We start from the raw sequence: 15,680 nt of genomic DNA, 5'->3' as shown, positions 1-15,680 counted from the left end.
CCTATAGATTTAGTAGAATATTTTAAAATAAATTATTTCTGGTATTGGAGAGGCGGTAAGGAGCAAAGATTTTTGGATCAAGGAGCAAAGACTTTTGTTGGCTTTATCCTTGCTCTTTGATCCAATAATCCTTGTTCTTTTCGGGTTAGTCCACTCGTCTTGATATTTTTTAACCATTATTTCTCATTAATGCACATATTTGCACCATGAGTAAGTTATGGCAAAAAACTACCAATGTAAATGAACTGGTAGAGAGCTTTACTGTTGGCCGCGACAGGGAATTTGATGAGCAAATGGCAGCCTTTGACGTGTTAGGATCATTGGCACACACCCGTATGCTGCAAAGCATAGGATTGATGGATACTGCCGATCTTGACCTGGTACAGCGCGAATTAAAAGCCATATACGCCGATATTGAAAAAGGTGGTTTTACTATTGATGATGGAGTGGAGGATGTGCACTCGCAGGTGGAGCTGCTGCTTACCCAGCGCATAGGCGATGCCGGTAAAAAAATTCACAGCGGCCGTTCCCGCAACGACCAGGTACTGGTTGACCTGAAACTATTTTTCCGCAATCAGCTGCAGCAGGTGGTTGAAGAAACAGAAGCACTGTTTCGTCAATTGATCTCTCTGAGTGAAAAATATAAGGATGTTTTACTGCCTGGCTATACGCATTTACAGGTAGCCATGCCATCGTCATTTGGTTTGTGGTTTGGCGCTTATGCCGAAAGCCTGGCCGACGACCTGGAGCTTGTTTTGGCGGCATATCGCATTACCAATAAAAACCCATTAGGCTCGGCAGCGGGTTATGGCTCGTCGTTTCCGTTAAACCGTACTTTAACCACCCAATTGCTGGGCTTTGATAGTTTAAATTATAACGTGGTATACGCCCAGATGGGGCGTGGCAAAACCGAGCGGATCATTGCGCAGGCTTTGTCGTCTATTGCGGCTACGCTGGCTAAAATGGCGATGGATCAGGCTTTATACCTAAGCCAGAACTTTGCTTTTGTAAGCTACCCGGATACTTTAACTACCGGCAGCAGCATTATGCCGCATAAAAAGAATCCCGATGTATGGGAAATTATGCGCGGCAAATGTAACCGCTTGCAGGCCCTGCCAACCGATGTAGCCATGATGATCACCAACCTGCCATCGGGCTATCACCGTGAATTGCAATTGCTTAAAGAATTGTTGTTCCCGGCTTTTGCCGATCTGAAAAATTGCCTGCACATGGCCACCTTTATGCTGCAGAACATCAGCGTAAACACTGATATACTGAAAGATCCAAAATATGCTTACCTCTTCAGCGTGGAAGAAGTGAACCGCATGGTATTGAACGGTACCCCTTTCCGCGATGCCTACAAACAAATAGGCCTGGCCATTGAACAAGGCGATTTTAACCCCGACAAAACGGTAAATCATACCCACGAAGGCAGTATAGGCAACCTTGGTAATGAACATATCAGCGCCGCCTTTGATAAACTGCTCACCAATTTTGATTTTGAAAAGGTTGACAGAGCGATAAAAGAACTGGTGAAGTAGGCGTCAAAATCAAAGGAATCATAAAAATCAATATAGATCAACGGTCATGAACGGACAAAACAGAAGCGATATATACCCAGGTCTGGAGGTTGACATTATCCTGAAAAAAGATCAACGTACGGGTACCCTTACCCGCGGTTTTGTAAAACGATTGCTGACCAGCGCCGCTTATCACTCTCGCGGTATCAAGGTTCAGTTAGATGACGGGCAGGTGGGCCGTGTAGCCTGGATAGTAGATGAAGAAGATTAGTGTGCCGGAAGCAAGATATTAGAGTCAAGAATCAAGATGAGAACAACTATTACTTTTACTTTTCTTGATTCTTGACTCTAAACTCTTGATTCTTTTTAAGTAGTTCATTAATTCTACACAATTCATCACCATATTTACGGTATAAACTCGTCTTATGCCTGCAAATAAAATAAAATCAAAGGTTTGGTTTCGGCTGGATTCCAATTATCGGATGCTTATTTCCTTAGGGATAAGCGGAATCGTATTGTTTTTTTGTTTTGGACATTTCAGCGCACCTACAGTAATATTGATCACCTGGATAGCTTTTGCATTGGCTATCATCATTATGGACTGGGTGATCATCCTGTCATCCCACCCCATGGAAGTACGCAAAATAGCGCGCATAGAAGACTCCAGTCGTACCCTGATATTTTTGTTCGTCATTGGATCCTCGCTGGTAAGTATGCTGGCTATATTTTTCCTGCTTAAATCATCCAAACATTTGTCGCCAGAGGCTGTAACCGGTCATGTTTTACTGGGTATGACATCGGTTATTATTTCCTGGATATTGGTGCATACCATATTTACCCTGCGTTATGCGCATATGTATTATTCTATCGATACTGATGGCGATAACAAGAAAAAGCCATTAGGAGGCCTTGAATTTCCGGGCGATGAAAAGGAGCCTGATTATCTTGACTTTGTTTATTTTTCCTTTGTTATCGGCATGACCTTCCAGGTATCTGATGTGGAGATCTCCTCCCGCCAGATTCGCCGCCTGGCCTGGATGCACGGTATGATAGCCTTCGCTTTTAATACGGCGATAGTGGCCTTGAGTATTAATGTAATATCCGGGTTGGTAGCTAACTAAAACAAACTGCTTTGTGCTTCGATGAATTTAGGGCGAAGCAGTTGGGTTCCTAATGCTTTGTTCAATTCGTCGGTTACGTAATCGGCCAGGATGGGCGAATAGCGTTCATCGTGCTGGTGCATAAAAAACCATACCGATCTTAAACCCTGTTGCTGCCATTGTTTAATACGGGCAACCCATTCGTCCAAACGGGCCTTATCCGAATCAAAATTACCATCCACCAACCCATTCCCCACAAAACGGATAAAAGCATGCGGTGTAGGCAGGTTCATGTGTACCACATCGCGCCTGCCGGTAGCATCGATAATTACCGCGCCGATGTTGAGGTCATGCAATAGCTTAAAAACTTTTTCGCTGTTCTCGGGCACGGCAAACCATTCTTTATGCCGCAGCTCAACAAAAACAGGAACATCTTTGGGTAATTGTTCCAGGTATGCTTTGAGCTCCGGGAAGCTTTTTGGGGTGTAGTTATCACTCAGCTGTAAAAACATGGGTCCCAATTTATCGCCAAAGGCCATCACGCCTTCGTAATAACTGGTGGTAATATCCTCGGCATTTTTTAACCTGCGGATGTGACTGATGCTTTGCGAAAATTTGGGGCAAAATTTAAAATCTGGATTGCTATCAGCCTTGGCTTTCCATTTGGTGATAGTATCGGGTCCGTAAACATTGTAGAATGTAGCGTTGAGCTCAATGCAGTCAAAATGCTTTACATACTCATCCAGAAAGTTGGCTTCCTTGGTTTTAAGGGGATAGATCTGGCCAACCCATTCCTTGCGGCCCCATTTGGCGCAACCTACGCGAACCTGTAATGGCTCCTTGCTTTTTGCCGCCGCCAAAGTGCTTAATGTAAGCGCTGTATCAGGAGGAAGGGTAAAATCTATAGCAGCTAATTCTTGCGGGGTAACACGGCCAAATTCCATATAATTAGTTGATTGGGTTGATTAAGTTGGATTGGTGATTAAGTTAGTAAAAGTATTAATTATTAAAACAGCTAATTACTTATTTGTGTTGCAACCCAATCAACCCAATCAACCCAATCAACCCAATCAACCCAATCAATTACAAAAACATACCACCTGAAGCTTCGATACGCTGCGCGTTGATCCAGCGGGCTTCTTCGGTACATAAAAAGGCTACGATGCCGCCAATATCATCCGGCATACCCGGGCGGCCTAAAGCGGTAATGCCGGCTATCCGGTCATGCATACCTTCATGCGAGAAAGCTTCTTTGGTAAAATCGGTTTCAATAATACCGGGTGCAACCACATTGGCCGCGATGCCGCGTGGTCCAAGCTCTTTGGCCAGATATTTGGTCAATACCTCAATGGCGCCTTTCATAGAAGCATAAGCCGCATAGCCGGGAGTAGAAAAACGGGCCAGGCCGGTTGAAAAGTTGATAATACGACCACCATCGGCAATAACCGGCAAACTTTTTTGGGTTAAAAAGTAAACGCCCTTAAAATGTATGTTCATGAGGTTGTCAAAATCCTCTTCGGTAGTTTCGGCAAATTTCGAGGCTGCATCAATACCCGCGTTATTGATCAGGAAATCAAAGGTGTTGCGACCCCATTTTTCCTGCAGCAGCGCGCTAAGCTGAGTGATAAAACCATCAAATGATTTAATAATGCTGGTATCCAATTGTAATGCCGCTGCTTTTTGACCAAATTTTTCGATGGAAGCGACAACTTCTTCGGCTTCCTCTTTTTTACTGCGATAGGTAAGTATTACATCAATACCTTTTTTGGCCAGGTGCTGGGCCGCGTTTTTGCCTAAGCCACGGCTGCCGCCCGTAATAAGAGCTATTTTATTTGTACTCATTTTATTTTTGTTTATTGTTTATAATGATACAAAGTTGCAGCTAAATAGTGTTGTAATTATGGTGACTATTTCAGTTTAAATGGTAACTGTTTCAGATTAATTGGTACTTATTTCGTGGTAAAAAGACACATGTGATGTGTCTCTACAAAACAACCTAAACGTACAGACGCATCACATGCGTCTCTTTCAATGCGCCTGCTCATATTGCCTGATCAATATCCCTTCACGGTATTGTTTTGGTGTAACACCCTCAAAACGCTTAAAAAACTTAGTAAAGTTAGATGGATCAAAAGTAAGTTCTGCGGCAATTTCGGCAATGGATACAGCGCTATTCCGGAGCATCTCCCTGGCTATTCTCATGATTTTTTCTTCAAAAAAGTCACAAGGCGCCCGACCGGTTGTTAACTTAATGGTATTGCTTAAATGGGTAGGGTGGATGTGCAGCTGATCGGCAAAGTCGCGGATCTCCATCATATCCATTAACTTGTGTTGCAACAAGTCGTCCAGGTGCTGATCAATCGCTTTCAAAAAGTCGGCGGTTATTTCGTGCTGCCTGGCCAGTATCTTTTTAGGAATAGGTGTTGTTGCCATGATAACAAAGTTAAGCAAACAGGTCTGGCTTAAAAACAGGCTCGGCTCTTTTTTTGGACGCCTGTTCGTAGGCGTAGGCCAGGGCAATGATGTCGGCTTCTTTATAAGCCGTACTAAAAAACGAAAGGCCCACCGGCAATTCATGTACTTTACCCATGGGTACGGTGATATGCGGATAGCCGGCTTTAGCGGCAGGCCCCGAGAATGAAAAGCCGTTGTCATAATCGCCGTTAACCAGGTCGATACAAACTGCAGGTCCGTTGGTTGGACCGATGATGGCATCCAGCTTATTATCTGTCAGTATTTTATCAATGGCTTTGCGTGTGCCATCGCTGGTTTGTTTCAGGGCGTCAAGGTACTCTTTGCTGTTCAGATCGCCTTTGCTTTGGGCCAGTTCCAGCGTTTCCTGTTTAAAAAAGGGCATGGCTTTGGCTTCGTTCTGTTTGTTAAAAGCGATCACATCGGCCAGTGTTTTCATTTTGCTGTTGGCGGTACTCAGATATTTATTGACGCCATCTTTAAACTCATATAATAACACAGTAAATTCACCTCGGCTAATGTCTTTCAGCGCTTTGTTCAGTTCCACTTCAACAATAGTGGCACCTTTGGCTCTCAGCGTGTTGATGGCATCTTTCAACAAAGCAACCATTGCCGGGTTACCTTCCAGTGCCGATTTCTCTACACCAAGGCGTTTACCTTTCAGCCCGTTTGCGTCCAGAAATTTAGTGTAATCTGCCGCTGCTTTTCCTTTACTGGCAAGGGTGTAACTGTCCTGTGCGTCGATACCGGCCAGTACACCTAAAACAATAGCGGCATCCTTAACGGTGCGCGCCATTGGTCCGGCGGTATCTTGTGTTTTGGATATGGGGATGATGCCCGATCGGCTCCACAGGCCTACCGTAGGTTTAATGCCCACCAGGCCATTTACCGATGATGGCGATACAATAGAGCCATCCGTTTCGGTACCGATAGCAACGGTACATAAATTAGCTGCCGCCGCCGATCCGGAACCTGCGCTTGAACCACTGGGGTTACGATCCAATATATAAGGGCATTTGGTTTGTCCGCCGCGACTGCTCCAGGCACTGGTGGAGTGTGTGGAGCGGAAATTGGCCCATTCACTTAAATTGGTTTTGCCCAGTATAACCGCGCCCGCTTCGCGCAATTTGTGTACAATGAAGGCGTCCTGTTTGGCAAAGTTATCAGCCAATGCCAGCGCACCGGCTGTGGTGTGCATATTATCGCCGGTATTGATATTGTCTTTAATGAGTACCGGTATGCCATGCAATGGGCCACGCACTTTGCCCTGTGCACGTTCTTTATCCATGGCATCGGCCATATTCAACGCATCTTTGTTAAGTTCGATCACCGAGTTGAGCTTTGGCCCGTTCTTATCTATTTTGTCAATACGTTTCAGGTAGAGTTCGGTAATAAGGTGCGAGGTATATTCCTTGGCCTGCATTTTTTGCTGCAGATAGGAAATGGTAACTTCTGAGAGTTCAAACAGATCGTCTTTGTTATCGGCAGTATCATCGGCCTTTTTTTCTTCCGCTGGCTGACTGCACGACGCGGCTACTAAAGTTGATAAAGTTAAACCTGCTAATGAGCCTGTTTTCAGGAAGTTTCTTCTGTGCATAACCGGTGGGATTTTAAGCTAATACAAATAACAAAATATTTGGCTAATTAAAAATAGCAAGCTTGGTTATTACCCATTTGTATGTACAACGTTACATCCACCCCAATTTTCCGGGTGGTGTCAACTCACTCTGTCATCGCTATGCCCGACATCCCTCTCTTCGCCTGTGGCGTAAAGAGGGATCCAGATTTTTTTTTAATGAGTATTTTACCAACCCTCTTTCCGCCGTAGGCGAAGAGAGGGTCACCCAGCGAAGCGTAGGTGGGGTGAGTCGATACTACGTTAGCCCGTCTATACACCAAACTCTTATCTCTTATAATATACCACCAACGATGCTTTGGCTATCACATTTTGATTAAGCATAAAGCCGGCTAAGGCAGCCGAAGCTTTATTATCCACCCCAAGCTTCGTTGATTTCAAGGCATAAACCGTGATCACATAGCCATGAGGCGCATCATTTTCCGGCGGGCATGGGCCGCCATAACCAGTAACACCAAAATCAGTAATTCCCTGTATAGTGCTGGCCGGTGCTATCCCTGCCGATGGGTTGCCGGCTCCCTGTTTTAATTCATGTACGCTGGCCGGGATATCAAAAATAACCCAATGCCACCATCCGCTGCCCGTAGGCGCCTGCGGGTCATAAATAGTTACCGCGAAACTTTGTGTACCTGCTGGCGCGTTCTGCCATTCCAGTTGAGGCGATTTGTTGCCGCCGCTGCAACCAAATGTATTAGCGATAAATTGATTGGTGAACTGGCCACCTAAATCGGTGCTTTTAAGGGTAAAGGTTTGTGCATTAGCGATTAAACCAAGGCTTATAGCCAGCACAAATAAGAAGAATGTTTTCATGATCTTTCGGATAATATTTATTTATCCAAAATTGCATGTATTGAGGGCCTTGCAGTTATTGTTGCAGGCTCAAAAACTATTGAAAACAGCTCAGATTACCTGGTTGGTAAGCTGATATTGCTTAGGGCTTACCCCGAATTTCTTTTTAAAGGCCGACGAAAAATTCGACAAGTTATCATAACCCAGGTCAAGGTATAACGACGTAGCGTTTTTTCCCTGCGATAACTCCTGCCGGGCTATTTCCAGTTTGCGTTCGCGGATGTATTTGCCCGGGGCAATGTGGTAAGCTTTTTCAAAATCGCGTTTAAAAGATGCCAGGCTTTTATGAGCCAGGAAGGCCAGTTCCTCGAGGGTAAGGTTATTGAAGAGATTGTTCTCCACTACATTTTTTAATTGCATGGCAGGCGAAGGGGCATTGCTTTGTAACAAAGCAATCAATTGCGTCCGGTGGCTTTGCAGTAAAATTAGCAACAGCTCTTCCACCTTGTTTACGGCCAATTCATAGGGTAAATTTTGCCCATCGTGTATCAAGGCCTGCAGACTTTTAATATAACCGGCCAGATAATTGGTTTGTCTGAACCTAATATAATCCGGAGTGGCCGAAGTCTTGGTATTTAGCTGATATTTATTTAAGAAATTAATAGCCACGCTTGTCGGAAAAAACACCAGAATGCTGCTATACTGATGTTCGTTAAGGGTATGCTCGGCCATAATGGAATTACCTTGAGGTAAAACAATGCCTTCGCCAGTATGTACTACCGTATTATCAGCCGGACGATAGACTGCCTTTTCGCCATTGATCACAAAGCTAATGGCATAACAGTTAAATACCACCCGAACATTTTTAAAGCTGTCCTGTTCCTGATAATGTACAAACGAAATATTACCCGCAGTGATCTTGCTCTGGTTTTCGGTAGCCTCGGGTATGTAAATGTTGGTCATGCCTAACAGGGATATTTTATTTCTTTTTAACCAGGATGGTACGCGCCAGCTTATCGGTGCCATCTACCTTACCGGTATATCGAAGCCCTAATATACTTTTTACCAGGCTAAAAACCGCTACATTCTCAAACGATGGAATGGTTGTATTCTTTTTAAAGGCAGGCCCCCAGGCCAGGAAGGTGGCGTGCATATCTTTAACCAGAGTCGGGTCATATCCGTGCCAGCCCAGGTTTATTTTTCTTTTAGATAAGTTAAATACTTTGGGGTAATGGGGTATCAGTAATATATCGCCAATACGATTATGCCAGTCATCGGCCTGCCCGTAATGTAATCTGGCCGGTACGTTGGCTTTAAGATACACGTCGTAATCAACTGCTTGTTGTTTTAACTGTTTGTAGGTGCTGTCGATATCGGTTTTGTTTTTGGCATACAATTCTACCAGGATACCATCGCCTGATATTACAAATTTTGAGGTATCAATAGCCGCGGGAATACCGATGGGGTGTTCCTTATCTACATAGGTCATGCCATGGTCTGATACAAAAATAAAGTTTGCTTTAATGCCAGTTGCTTTTACAGCTTTATTCAGCTCATTAACAGCCGAATCAACAAAGTGTACTTCATAGGCTGTTTCCGGCGCGTCGGGGCCATACATGTGCCCGGCATGATCAACCTGCGGAAAGTAGAAGGTGATCAGGTGCGGGCGTTCGGCCGGCGGTAGTTTTAACCACTTTACCACAGCATCTATACGGTCATGGATAGTTATCTTTTCGTTATAAGTATAATAATAGGTAGGGCGAACGTTTTGTATAGCTGCCTCCGAAGCTACCCAGTAAAAACTGGCCGAAAGCATGTGCTGCTGTTCTGCCAACACCCATAATGGCGAACCATAATACCAGGAGCCATCAGCAACTTTGGCTTTGGCCACCATATAATAGGAATCGTGCCGGTCACGATCATAAAAAGCGTTATTGACTAAACCCGAATGAGAAGGATATAAGCCGCTTACCAAAGCATAATGGTTAGGAAAAGTAACTGAAGGATAAGAAGGGATCATAGATGCTGCACTAACACCTCCCTTGCTTAAAGCAAGCAAATGGGTAGCCTGATATTTTTTGGCGTAATCATATCTAAAACCATCCGCCGAAATAAGGATTACGTATGGTTTACTTTGCTGTTTAACGCTATTTTTACGACCAGGAATGATCTTCTGAACCGTATCGGCCTGGCCAAATGCTATTACAGCTTGCAAAAAGACTGTAATAAAGAGGATGAGTTTTTTCATAGGTAACGATATGCACAAATTTATGCAGATAGCATTATCGTTTTGATATGATTGGGTTAAATTACCCCCCTCACAGTCAGGAGGGAGGTAGATTAATCCCTCTTATTTACGTTTTAAAGCCTCAGCTATCGCTTTCTCGGCCAGCGGTTCCATTACTTTGTAACCAGCCAGATTGGGGTGTACGCCATCGCCTGATAATGATTTAGGCAAACCCTTGCGTTCATCGGCCATTGCCGAAAAGTAATCAAGATATACCATGTGATTTTTGTCGGCAAAGTCTTTAATCATGGCATTCAGGCGCACTACTTTTTCGGCAGGTTCCATTCCGGGGCGCCATGGAAAGTCAAATGCCGGCAATACCGACGATAGGACTACCTTAATACCAGCGGCTTTTGCCAGCAGCGCCATGGATTGTATATTGCCAAAAATATCTTCCAGCTTTATAGGGCCATTGTTTTCGGCAATATCATTAATGCCTGCCAGTATCACTACCACACCGGGTTTTAAGTTGATCACATCATCACGAAAACGTACCAGCATTTGGGTTGTGGTTTGCCCGCTGATGCCCCGGTCATAATATGGCTTACCGGCAAAAAATGCAGAGTCACTTCTGATCCAGAAATCAGTGATCGAGTCGCCCATGTAAACAACACTTTTAGGGTTAGCCCCCTGTGCAATTACTTTTTCGTTATCGGCCGCATAGCGTTTAATATTGGCCCAGTCTTTATGAGACTGTTCATCATATTTTTTGCGATTGGCTTCTGCTTGTTCTTGTTTTTCCTGTGGTGATTTGGCTTTTGGATCTATCGGTTTTAAAAAGCCTTTAAGACCCAGCCAGTCGTTAAAACGTTCAATCCAGGTATCTGTAGGAATGTTTTGTTTTCGCATACCAAAACCATGGCTCCCTTTGGCATACAAATGCAATTCGGCGCTATGTTTTGAAGCAAGCCATTTGGAATACAAGTCGACACTATGCGAAGCGAGGTTCAGGTTATCGTCTGTAGCCGCGGTCAGGAACAAGGGTGGCGCATCATCCGGGATGGGGGATTGCAATGCCGGTGGAAAATAAGGGTAAATTGGCGCTACAAAATCGGGTTTATTGGCAGGCGTATATTTATAAGCAGATGCCGCGGCTAAAGTTCCTCCTGCCGAGAAACCCATAATACCTATACGCGATGGTGACAAGCCATATTCCACAGCATGCTCCCGCACATAAGTAATGGCTTGTCTTGCATCAGCAATACATAAAGGGATTATTTTACTTATTTTTTGTTCAAAACCTTTTTTAGCCATGTTTGTCGCGAGCTCTTTCATTGGGTCGTCAGTAAAACTTTGCGTTAACCGGTATTTTAATACAAAGGCAGCTACGCCATGCTGATTAAGCCATTTAGCTACATCGTTACCTTCACTGTTGATAGATAATACCTCGAAACCACCGCCGGGACAAATAATAACAGCCGTGCCTGTGGCAATCGCCGGATCGGGTAAAAATGCCTCCAGAGAAGGATGCACCACATTGTAAACCAACTTTACATTAAATAACTTATTTTCACTTTCGCCTTCAGTCCAATTCCAGTTTTCGGAACCTGGAGCCGCACCTTGGTACAACTGGATAATTTTTTGCTGTGCTTGTGCTGTTGTTATAAAAATAAACAGCCCTATAATCATTAATTTCAGCTTCATATAATTGGTATAATTGATAGCTAAATGTAACGCTAATTACAATATTATAAAAGCATTTAGCACAGATGAATAATTCTCCTGTTTATTGTGTAATAATCAGGATACTTAACGGATGTGACTACTATACTGAAAATGTTTTCGTTATATTCATAAACTGATTTTTTGATGTTATGGTGCCCGGTAAAATAAGCAAGCTGTTCTTTCCTGCCATAATTATGTTATTGCTGCTGTCATGCAGCAAACAGCCCAAGATTTTTGAGAGTAATTGTAACGATGGGATAACTTTTAAAAAAATTGAGTTTACCGAATTGGTAAATCATCTTAAAAGTTATAACGGTCAGTATGTAGAAGTTACCGGGAAATATGTGGAGGGTGTTGAGCAATCGGCATTATTAAATGATAGCCTTTTTGCCGATCATTCCTTAAATAAAGCGCTATGGGTTGATTTTAGCCAGGAGTGCCCATTGTACCTAACCGGAACACGAGAGGGATTATTTCAATATAACAATGGCACATTTACCCGGATCAATAAAAGGTTTATTACCATAAAGGGTAAAATTAATACGCATAATACGGGTTACTTAAACAAATATAAAGGTGCAATAGAGAGGGTAAGCTTTATTAAGCTATAATCTTATTTGTAAATTTTATTAAGTTTTGATAAATTAAATAACTAATTATAAATTTGCAGGCAGTATTTATTGAATTATAATTAAAAAAATCATTTTTTTAAAACATTAGTTAATAATTATTGTTATATCAGCATCATAAAAAAGGTATTAATATAAAATTGGAGGTTAAAAAGAAATATATAGTCTGTTACTATCAACAAAGGTTTTAAGCATATTAATGGTGATATGCTCAGAGTTATTGGGTAAGTTTAGATCGGGTAAGCTAAGAAAGCCTTCAATTTCTTGCAGGGTTTCTGAATTTACAGAGGCAAAAGCCATTGACCAGTCTGGAAAGTTTCTTTTTTTAGTAGTTCCGGAAGCAAGTTTAATGATGTTTTTGTGCCTGGTATCCAGTTCAATGGTTTGGTAAATAAGTTCAACAGAACTTTTTTCACCTTCCAGAACCTGCATGAATGTACCCTGACAATAGAGCAGCATGCCCGTGATCTTATTTTTTTTATTTTTAGCACGAGCAACTCTCAACAAATCTAAAAGTTCTTCTTCGCTCATCAGCCTTTGGGCTGTGCTTACATAAACAATATATTCCATTTAATAGGGGCTTGCTATCCGTATCAAGTACATATTATGTACCCAAACGGATGCTTACAAATATTGTTTTTTTTTGTGCGAAAATTGTCTTATTTCCTGTTTATTTATTGTAAATTCTTAAACACCAGCGGTGTTACCCTGGGGAGTTAAATAATGAGTTTCAGCCCATCATAAGCCAGTTCAATATTCCCTGGTAATTCTTTGGATACGTCGAAATGAGTACCCAAACGATGGCTGATATGCGTAAGATAAGTCATGTCGGCACCCACCTCATTGGCAAAATTTATAGCTTCTTCAAGTGTAAAATGTGATATATGGCTTTGTTTTTGCAGCGCGTTGATCACCAGTGTTTTTGTTCCTTTTATTTTTTCTTTTTCACTTTCAGGTACGGTTTTGGCATCCGTAATATAAGTGAAATCCTTTACCCTAAAACCCAGTATGGGAAGCTTATAGTGGAGCACCTCAATAGGTGTAAAAATATTGTTACCAATTGGAAAAGGAAGCAAGTTGATAGGATGCACTATCACCTGTGGAATACCGGGATATCCTGTTCCGTCAAAAACATACGGAAACTCACGTACCAGGGCTTTTTGTACTCTTTGATCTGCGTAAATATCAATGGGGCTATTTTGCTTGTAGTTAAATGCCCTGATATCATCCATGCCGGCAATATGATCTTTATGTTCATGAGTAAACACAATGGCATCCAAATGTTTTACCCCTGCCCGCAACATTTGGTACCTGAAATCGGGACCCGAATCAACTACAATGGTTTTATCTTCGGTTTCTATTAAAATGGAGGTCCTTAACCTGTTATCACGAGCATCGGTTGATGTACATACCTCACAGCCGCAGGCAATAACAGGTACACCCTGTGAAGTTCCGGTTCCTAAAAATGTTATGGTCACAGCTGCAATTTAGTTTGTTTGATCTCCTGCAAAAATGCAACCTGTTTTTCATCAAGCAGTTTGTAATCTACCTCAAGTTCCCGAAGCAATTCAACAATAGCTAATATTTTACTTTCCAGGTTCGAGAAACGGTTAACAATTACCATACGGCTGTTGAGTAACAAGCAGGAGCCTGTTTTAAAATTGCCTTTTTCATACCGCACCTTGTACCCGGCCGATTTGAGCAGCATTTCCAGTTTTTCAAGCGTATGATTGGTAGCGGGTAGCATTAATTCCAAAATTAACAAAACTAAGTGTAAATGCGCTTTGAATTTGGGGAATTTTGAAAAGCTGACTTTAGGATTGCCTGGCTAAAAGCCGGTATCTGTAATTTACATATTCGCGCATCGATCTAATCATGACCGGTTGAGGGCTGCCGCACCATGCGGTATTTGCCCGATTTAATGAGCTTCTGCTGTTCGGGCGAAAAGGATTCGCGGCCGCCAAAATCCTGTACCCAGTAGTTCCGGTACATGGCAACACCTACTTCTTTAAAATCGGGATTCATCAGGTTTTTACAGTGTCCTTCACTCTTAAACCAACCGTCCATCACCTCGGCAATGCTTTGTTGCCCGGCAGCTATATTTTCGCCAATAGCAAAACTTTTGTATCCCTTGAATTTGTAGCCGGCGGCAACTATGCGATCCTCCATGCTGCGGCCATCCCTGCTGTTATGATCAAAATAATTTTGCCTGGCCATATCTTTAGCGTAGCCCTCTGCAGCATCCTGTAAGTCATCGTTCCAGGTTAGCGGTGGGGCAGGAGGGTAATATTTCACACCACAGTTACAGCCTTTTTGCCTGGTTAAGTTTATACGGTATAAGAACTCATTTTTAAACTGCCTGCTTTGGCCATAAGCGGTGTAAAATGTAAGCAAGGCTGCAAAAGTAAAAATGGTTTTAATGATCAGTTTCCTCATATCATCTGTATGACAATTTTCCCGGCAGCGGGTTTAATTAAAATATCCCGGCGATATATGCAACGTTATGATCGTGGTTTTCTTATGCGCAATTGCCATTTAACGAGTTTGCTGCGTATTGAATAAACGATAACGGCAATAGCGATCAGGGCAAGCGCTATTACCAATACTACAACGAGGCTATGCGTTTGACGGAGCCTGTTTTGGAAGGCTTCTTTTTGCCTGAGATAGGCGTTTTTTTGCTGGAGGCCAATACTTTTTTTTTGACCATGGTTGAGTCTTGTTTTTTGATCCGGAGGGAGTCCTGAGTATTGACGCGTGCCAAGCGGTCAATTTCAGCCTGGTGTATACTGTCATCAATCTCCTCATGCCGCTTAATGGCCAAAGCTGCCTTATCAAAATCTTTCATCTGGCGAAATAGCCCGGCATAACCAACCTGTACCGCCGATTCTTTCTGGGGATCTTTGTTTTTAACCGATAATGTCAAGGCCTCATTCAGATCGCGCATGGCCCATTTATAATCTTTCATATCGGCCTTTATCGCCGAAAGTTCAATTAACGAAGTAATAATATTGGGTACATCTTTTTTCTGACGGGATATGGCGTTTGACTGCAAAATGAACCACTTGGCCTGAATATATCTGTATTGCTGACGATAAATTTTTGCCAGATTATTATAGCAGGTGCGTAAACCCAGCGTGTCTGAAATGTTTGAGAAATTGTGGAGGGCCAGCATGGTATAGTTTAACGCTTCAAGCTGGTTATAATACCTGAACCGCCTGCTGCTGATCGTATCGTTTTTTAACAAATACTGGTTCGCGATCTCCACATATATAGGGCCTTTTAGCGAATCTTTGGTAACCTGTAATTTTTGTTTCAGGCTATCCAGGTCATGCGCTTGCGCTGATAATTCTAATCCGGCGAGGAGTATAAAAAGGCAGGTAATCAGTTTCTTCATGTAAGGATTATCGTATCAACAGTTTATTTGAATAATATCCTGTCAAATAGTGTGCCTGTTTACTGTTTGTTAATCCAAATGCTGATGATATTAAGCGATTTGTAATTTTTTATACCCAAAAGATATTTTTGTAATATAGTTTAAACCTGGATATCATCAGGTAGCAAGGATTGTCTTATGGCAAATCA

General features: G+C 42.7%; 17 protein-coding genes. 4 read left to right on the top strand and 13 right to left on the bottom strand.

The annotated features are described in order from the left end of the window. Nucleotides 1–206 precede the first annotated feature (206 nt). The 3 genes from argH to AB6735_RS24875 all read left to right on the top strand — a co-directional run bounded on the left by argH (nucleotide 207) and on the right by AB6735_RS24875 (nucleotide 2,641). Complete coding sequence (gene argH, locus AB6735_RS24885; RefSeq protein WP_370998902.1) at nucleotides 207–1,541, top strand: argininosuccinate lyase; 1,335 nt, start codon at nucleotides 207–209, stop codon at nucleotides 1,539–1,541. A 46-nt stretch (nucleotides 1,542–1,587) separates the two neighbouring features. Beyond that, nucleotides 1,588–1,791, top strand: a complete 204-nt coding sequence (locus tag AB6735_RS24880) for a YwbE family protein (protein WP_370998901.1) — start codon at nucleotides 1,588–1,590, stop codon at nucleotides 1,789–1,791. 154 nt (nucleotides 1,792–1,945) lie between these two features. Next, the gene (locus AB6735_RS24875; protein WP_370998900.1) at nucleotides 1,946–2,641 is read left to right on the top strand and encodes a DUF1345 domain-containing protein; all 696 of its coding nucleotides are present in this window, start codon (nucleotides 1,946–1,948) and stop codon (nucleotides 2,639–2,641) included. Here AB6735_RS24875 and AB6735_RS24870 read toward each other — a convergent pair. The 8 genes from AB6735_RS24870 to AB6735_RS24835 all read right to left on the bottom strand — a co-directional run bounded on the left by AB6735_RS24870 (nucleotide 2,638) and on the right by AB6735_RS24835 (nucleotide 11,448). Continuing rightward, nucleotides 2,638–3,564: a DUF72 domain-containing protein gene (locus AB6735_RS24870; protein WP_370998899.1), complete on the bottom strand. Its 927-nt coding sequence runs from the start codon at nucleotides 3,562–3,564 to the stop codon at nucleotides 2,638–2,640. The two genes, AB6735_RS24875 and AB6735_RS24870, sit on opposite strands and share 4 nt — an antisense overlap. A 139-nt stretch (nucleotides 3,565–3,703) precedes the next feature. Beyond that, a complete protein-coding gene (locus AB6735_RS24865) occupies nucleotides 3,704–4,462 on the bottom strand; it encodes an SDR family NAD(P)-dependent oxidoreductase (protein WP_370998898.1) in 759 nt (252 codons plus the stop codon). A gap of 186 nt (nucleotides 4,463–4,648) precedes the next feature. Beyond that, complete coding sequence (locus AB6735_RS24860; RefSeq protein WP_370998897.1) at nucleotides 4,649–5,053, bottom strand: helix-turn-helix domain-containing protein; 405 nt, start codon at nucleotides 5,051–5,053, stop codon at nucleotides 4,649–4,651. A gap of 10 nt (nucleotides 5,054–5,063) precedes the next feature. Then, complete coding sequence (locus tag AB6735_RS24855; protein WP_370998896.1) at nucleotides 5,064–6,689, bottom strand: amidase; 1,626 nt, start codon at nucleotides 6,687–6,689, stop codon at nucleotides 5,064–5,066. A 306-nt stretch (nucleotides 6,690–6,995) separates the two neighbouring features. Next, entirely contained in the window at nucleotides 6,996–7,538 is a 543-nt protein-coding gene (locus AB6735_RS24850; protein ID WP_370998895.1) for a YbhB/YbcL family Raf kinase inhibitor-like protein, read from the bottom strand. A 90-nt stretch (nucleotides 7,539–7,628) separates the two neighbouring features. Beyond that, the gene (locus tag AB6735_RS24845; protein ID WP_370998894.1) at nucleotides 7,629–8,480 is read right to left on the bottom strand and encodes a helix-turn-helix domain-containing protein; all 852 of its coding nucleotides are present in this window, start codon (nucleotides 8,478–8,480) and stop codon (nucleotides 7,629–7,631) included. Nucleotides 8,481–8,496: 16 nt separating this feature from the next. After that, entirely contained in the window at nucleotides 8,497–9,765 is a 1,269-nt protein-coding gene (locus tag AB6735_RS24840; RefSeq protein ID WP_370998893.1) for an ectonucleotide pyrophosphatase/phosphodiesterase, read from the bottom strand. A 102-nt stretch (nucleotides 9,766–9,867) separates the two neighbouring features. Further along, on the bottom strand, nucleotides 9,868–11,448 hold the full coding sequence (locus tag AB6735_RS24835; RefSeq protein ID WP_370998892.1) for a GDSL-type esterase/lipase family protein: 1,581 nt from the start codon (nucleotides 11,446–11,448) through the stop codon (nucleotides 9,868–9,870). 170 nt (nucleotides 11,449–11,618) lie between these two features. On the opposite strand from AB6735_RS24835, the gene AB6735_RS24830 reads away from it, so the two are divergent. Next, nucleotides 11,619–12,080: a hypothetical protein gene (locus tag AB6735_RS24830; protein WP_370998891.1), complete on the top strand. Its 462-nt coding sequence runs from the start codon at nucleotides 11,619–11,621 to the stop codon at nucleotides 12,078–12,080. A 165-nt stretch (nucleotides 12,081–12,245) separates the two neighbouring features. Here the strand turns inward: AB6735_RS24830 and AB6735_RS24825 are convergent, their stop codons facing one another. From AB6735_RS24825 to AB6735_RS24805, 5 genes are all read right to left on the bottom strand, one after another. After that, entirely contained in the window at nucleotides 12,246–12,668 is a 423-nt protein-coding gene (locus tag AB6735_RS24825; protein ID WP_370998890.1) for a BLUF domain-containing protein, read from the bottom strand. A gap of 146 nt (nucleotides 12,669–12,814) precedes the next feature. Further along, the gene (locus AB6735_RS24820; protein WP_370998888.1) at nucleotides 12,815–13,576 is read right to left on the bottom strand and encodes an MBL fold metallo-hydrolase; all 762 of its coding nucleotides are present in this window, start codon (nucleotides 13,574–13,576) and stop codon (nucleotides 12,815–12,817) included. Continuing rightward, nucleotides 13,573–13,845 carry a hypothetical protein gene (locus tag AB6735_RS24815; protein WP_370998886.1) on the bottom strand — a complete coding sequence of 91 codons (273 nt, stop codon included), beginning with the start codon at nucleotides 13,843–13,845 and terminating at the stop codon, nucleotides 13,573–13,575. The genes AB6735_RS24820 and AB6735_RS24815 overlap by 4 nt, the downstream gene beginning before the upstream one ends. Nucleotides 13,846–13,967: 122 nt before the next feature. Beyond that, nucleotides 13,968–14,534: a CAP domain-containing protein gene (locus AB6735_RS24810; protein WP_370998884.1), complete on the bottom strand. Its 567-nt coding sequence runs from the start codon at nucleotides 14,532–14,534 to the stop codon at nucleotides 13,968–13,970. A 169-nt stretch (nucleotides 14,535–14,703) separates the two neighbouring features. Next, a complete protein-coding gene (locus AB6735_RS24805) occupies nucleotides 14,704–15,492 on the bottom strand; it encodes a hypothetical protein (protein ID WP_370998882.1) in 789 nt (262 codons plus the stop codon). Nucleotides 15,493–15,680 lie beyond the last annotated feature (188 nt).

The sequence above is a fragment of the Mucilaginibacter sp. RCC_168 genome, assembly GCF_041355315.1.
Lineage (GTDB): Bacteria > Bacteroidota > Bacteroidia > Sphingobacteriales > Sphingobacteriaceae > Mucilaginibacter.
The sequence above is the reverse complement of the archived record's forward strand: the minus strand, read 5'-3'. Positions and strand labels throughout refer to the sequence as shown.

Coding starts and splice junctions, on each gene's coding strand:
- AB6735_RS24850 (WP_370998895.1), bottom strand. CDS start 7,538: ATGAAAACATTCTTCTTATTTGTGCTGGCTATAAGCCTTGGTTTAATC.
- AB6735_RS24880 (WP_370998901.1), top strand. CDS start 1,588: ATGAACGGACAAAACAGAAGCGATATATACCCAGGTCTGGAGGTTGAC.
- AB6735_RS24835 (WP_370998892.1), bottom strand. CDS start 11,448: ATGAAGCTGAAATTAATGATTATAGGGCTGTTTATTTTTATAACAACA.
- AB6735_RS24875 (WP_370998900.1), top strand. CDS start 1,946: ATGCCTGCAAATAAAATAAAATCAAAGGTTTGGTTTCGGCTGGATTCC.
- AB6735_RS24805 (WP_370998882.1), bottom strand. CDS start 15,492: ATGAAGAAACTGATTACCTGCCTTTTTATACTCCTCGCCGGATTAGAA.
- AB6735_RS24815 (WP_370998886.1), bottom strand. CDS start 13,845: ATGCTACCCGCTACCAATCATACGCTTGAAAAACTGGAAATGCTGCTC.
- AB6735_RS24830 (WP_370998891.1), top strand. CDS start 11,619: ATGGTGCCCGGTAAAATAAGCAAGCTGTTCTTTCCTGCCATAATTATG.
- AB6735_RS24845 (WP_370998894.1), bottom strand. CDS start 8,480: ATGACCAACATTTACATACCCGAGGCTACCGAAAACCAGAGCAAGATC.
- AB6735_RS24825 (WP_370998890.1), bottom strand. CDS start 12,668: ATGGAATATATTGTTTATGTAAGCACAGCCCAAAGGCTGATGAGCGAA.
- AB6735_RS24860 (WP_370998897.1), bottom strand. CDS start 5,053: ATGGCAACAACACCTATTCCTAAAAAGATACTGGCCAGGCAGCACGAA.
- AB6735_RS24840 (WP_370998893.1), bottom strand. CDS start 9,765: ATGAAAAAACTCATCCTCTTTATTACAGTCTTTTTGCAAGCTGTAATA.
- AB6735_RS24855 (WP_370998896.1), bottom strand. CDS start 6,689: ATGCACAGAAGAAACTTCCTGAAAACAGGCTCATTAGCAGGTTTAACT.
- argH (WP_370998902.1), top strand. CDS start 207: ATGAGTAAGTTATGGCAAAAAACTACCAATGTAAATGAACTGGTAGAG.
- AB6735_RS24870 (WP_370998899.1), bottom strand. CDS start 3,564: ATGGAATTTGGCCGTGTTACCCCGCAAGAATTAGCTGCTATAGATTTT.
- AB6735_RS24865 (WP_370998898.1), bottom strand. CDS start 4,462: ATGAGTACAAATAAAATAGCTCTTATTACGGGCGGCAGCCGTGGCTTA.
- AB6735_RS24810 (WP_370998884.1), bottom strand. CDS start 14,534: ATGAGGAAACTGATCATTAAAACCATTTTTACTTTTGCAGCCTTGCTT.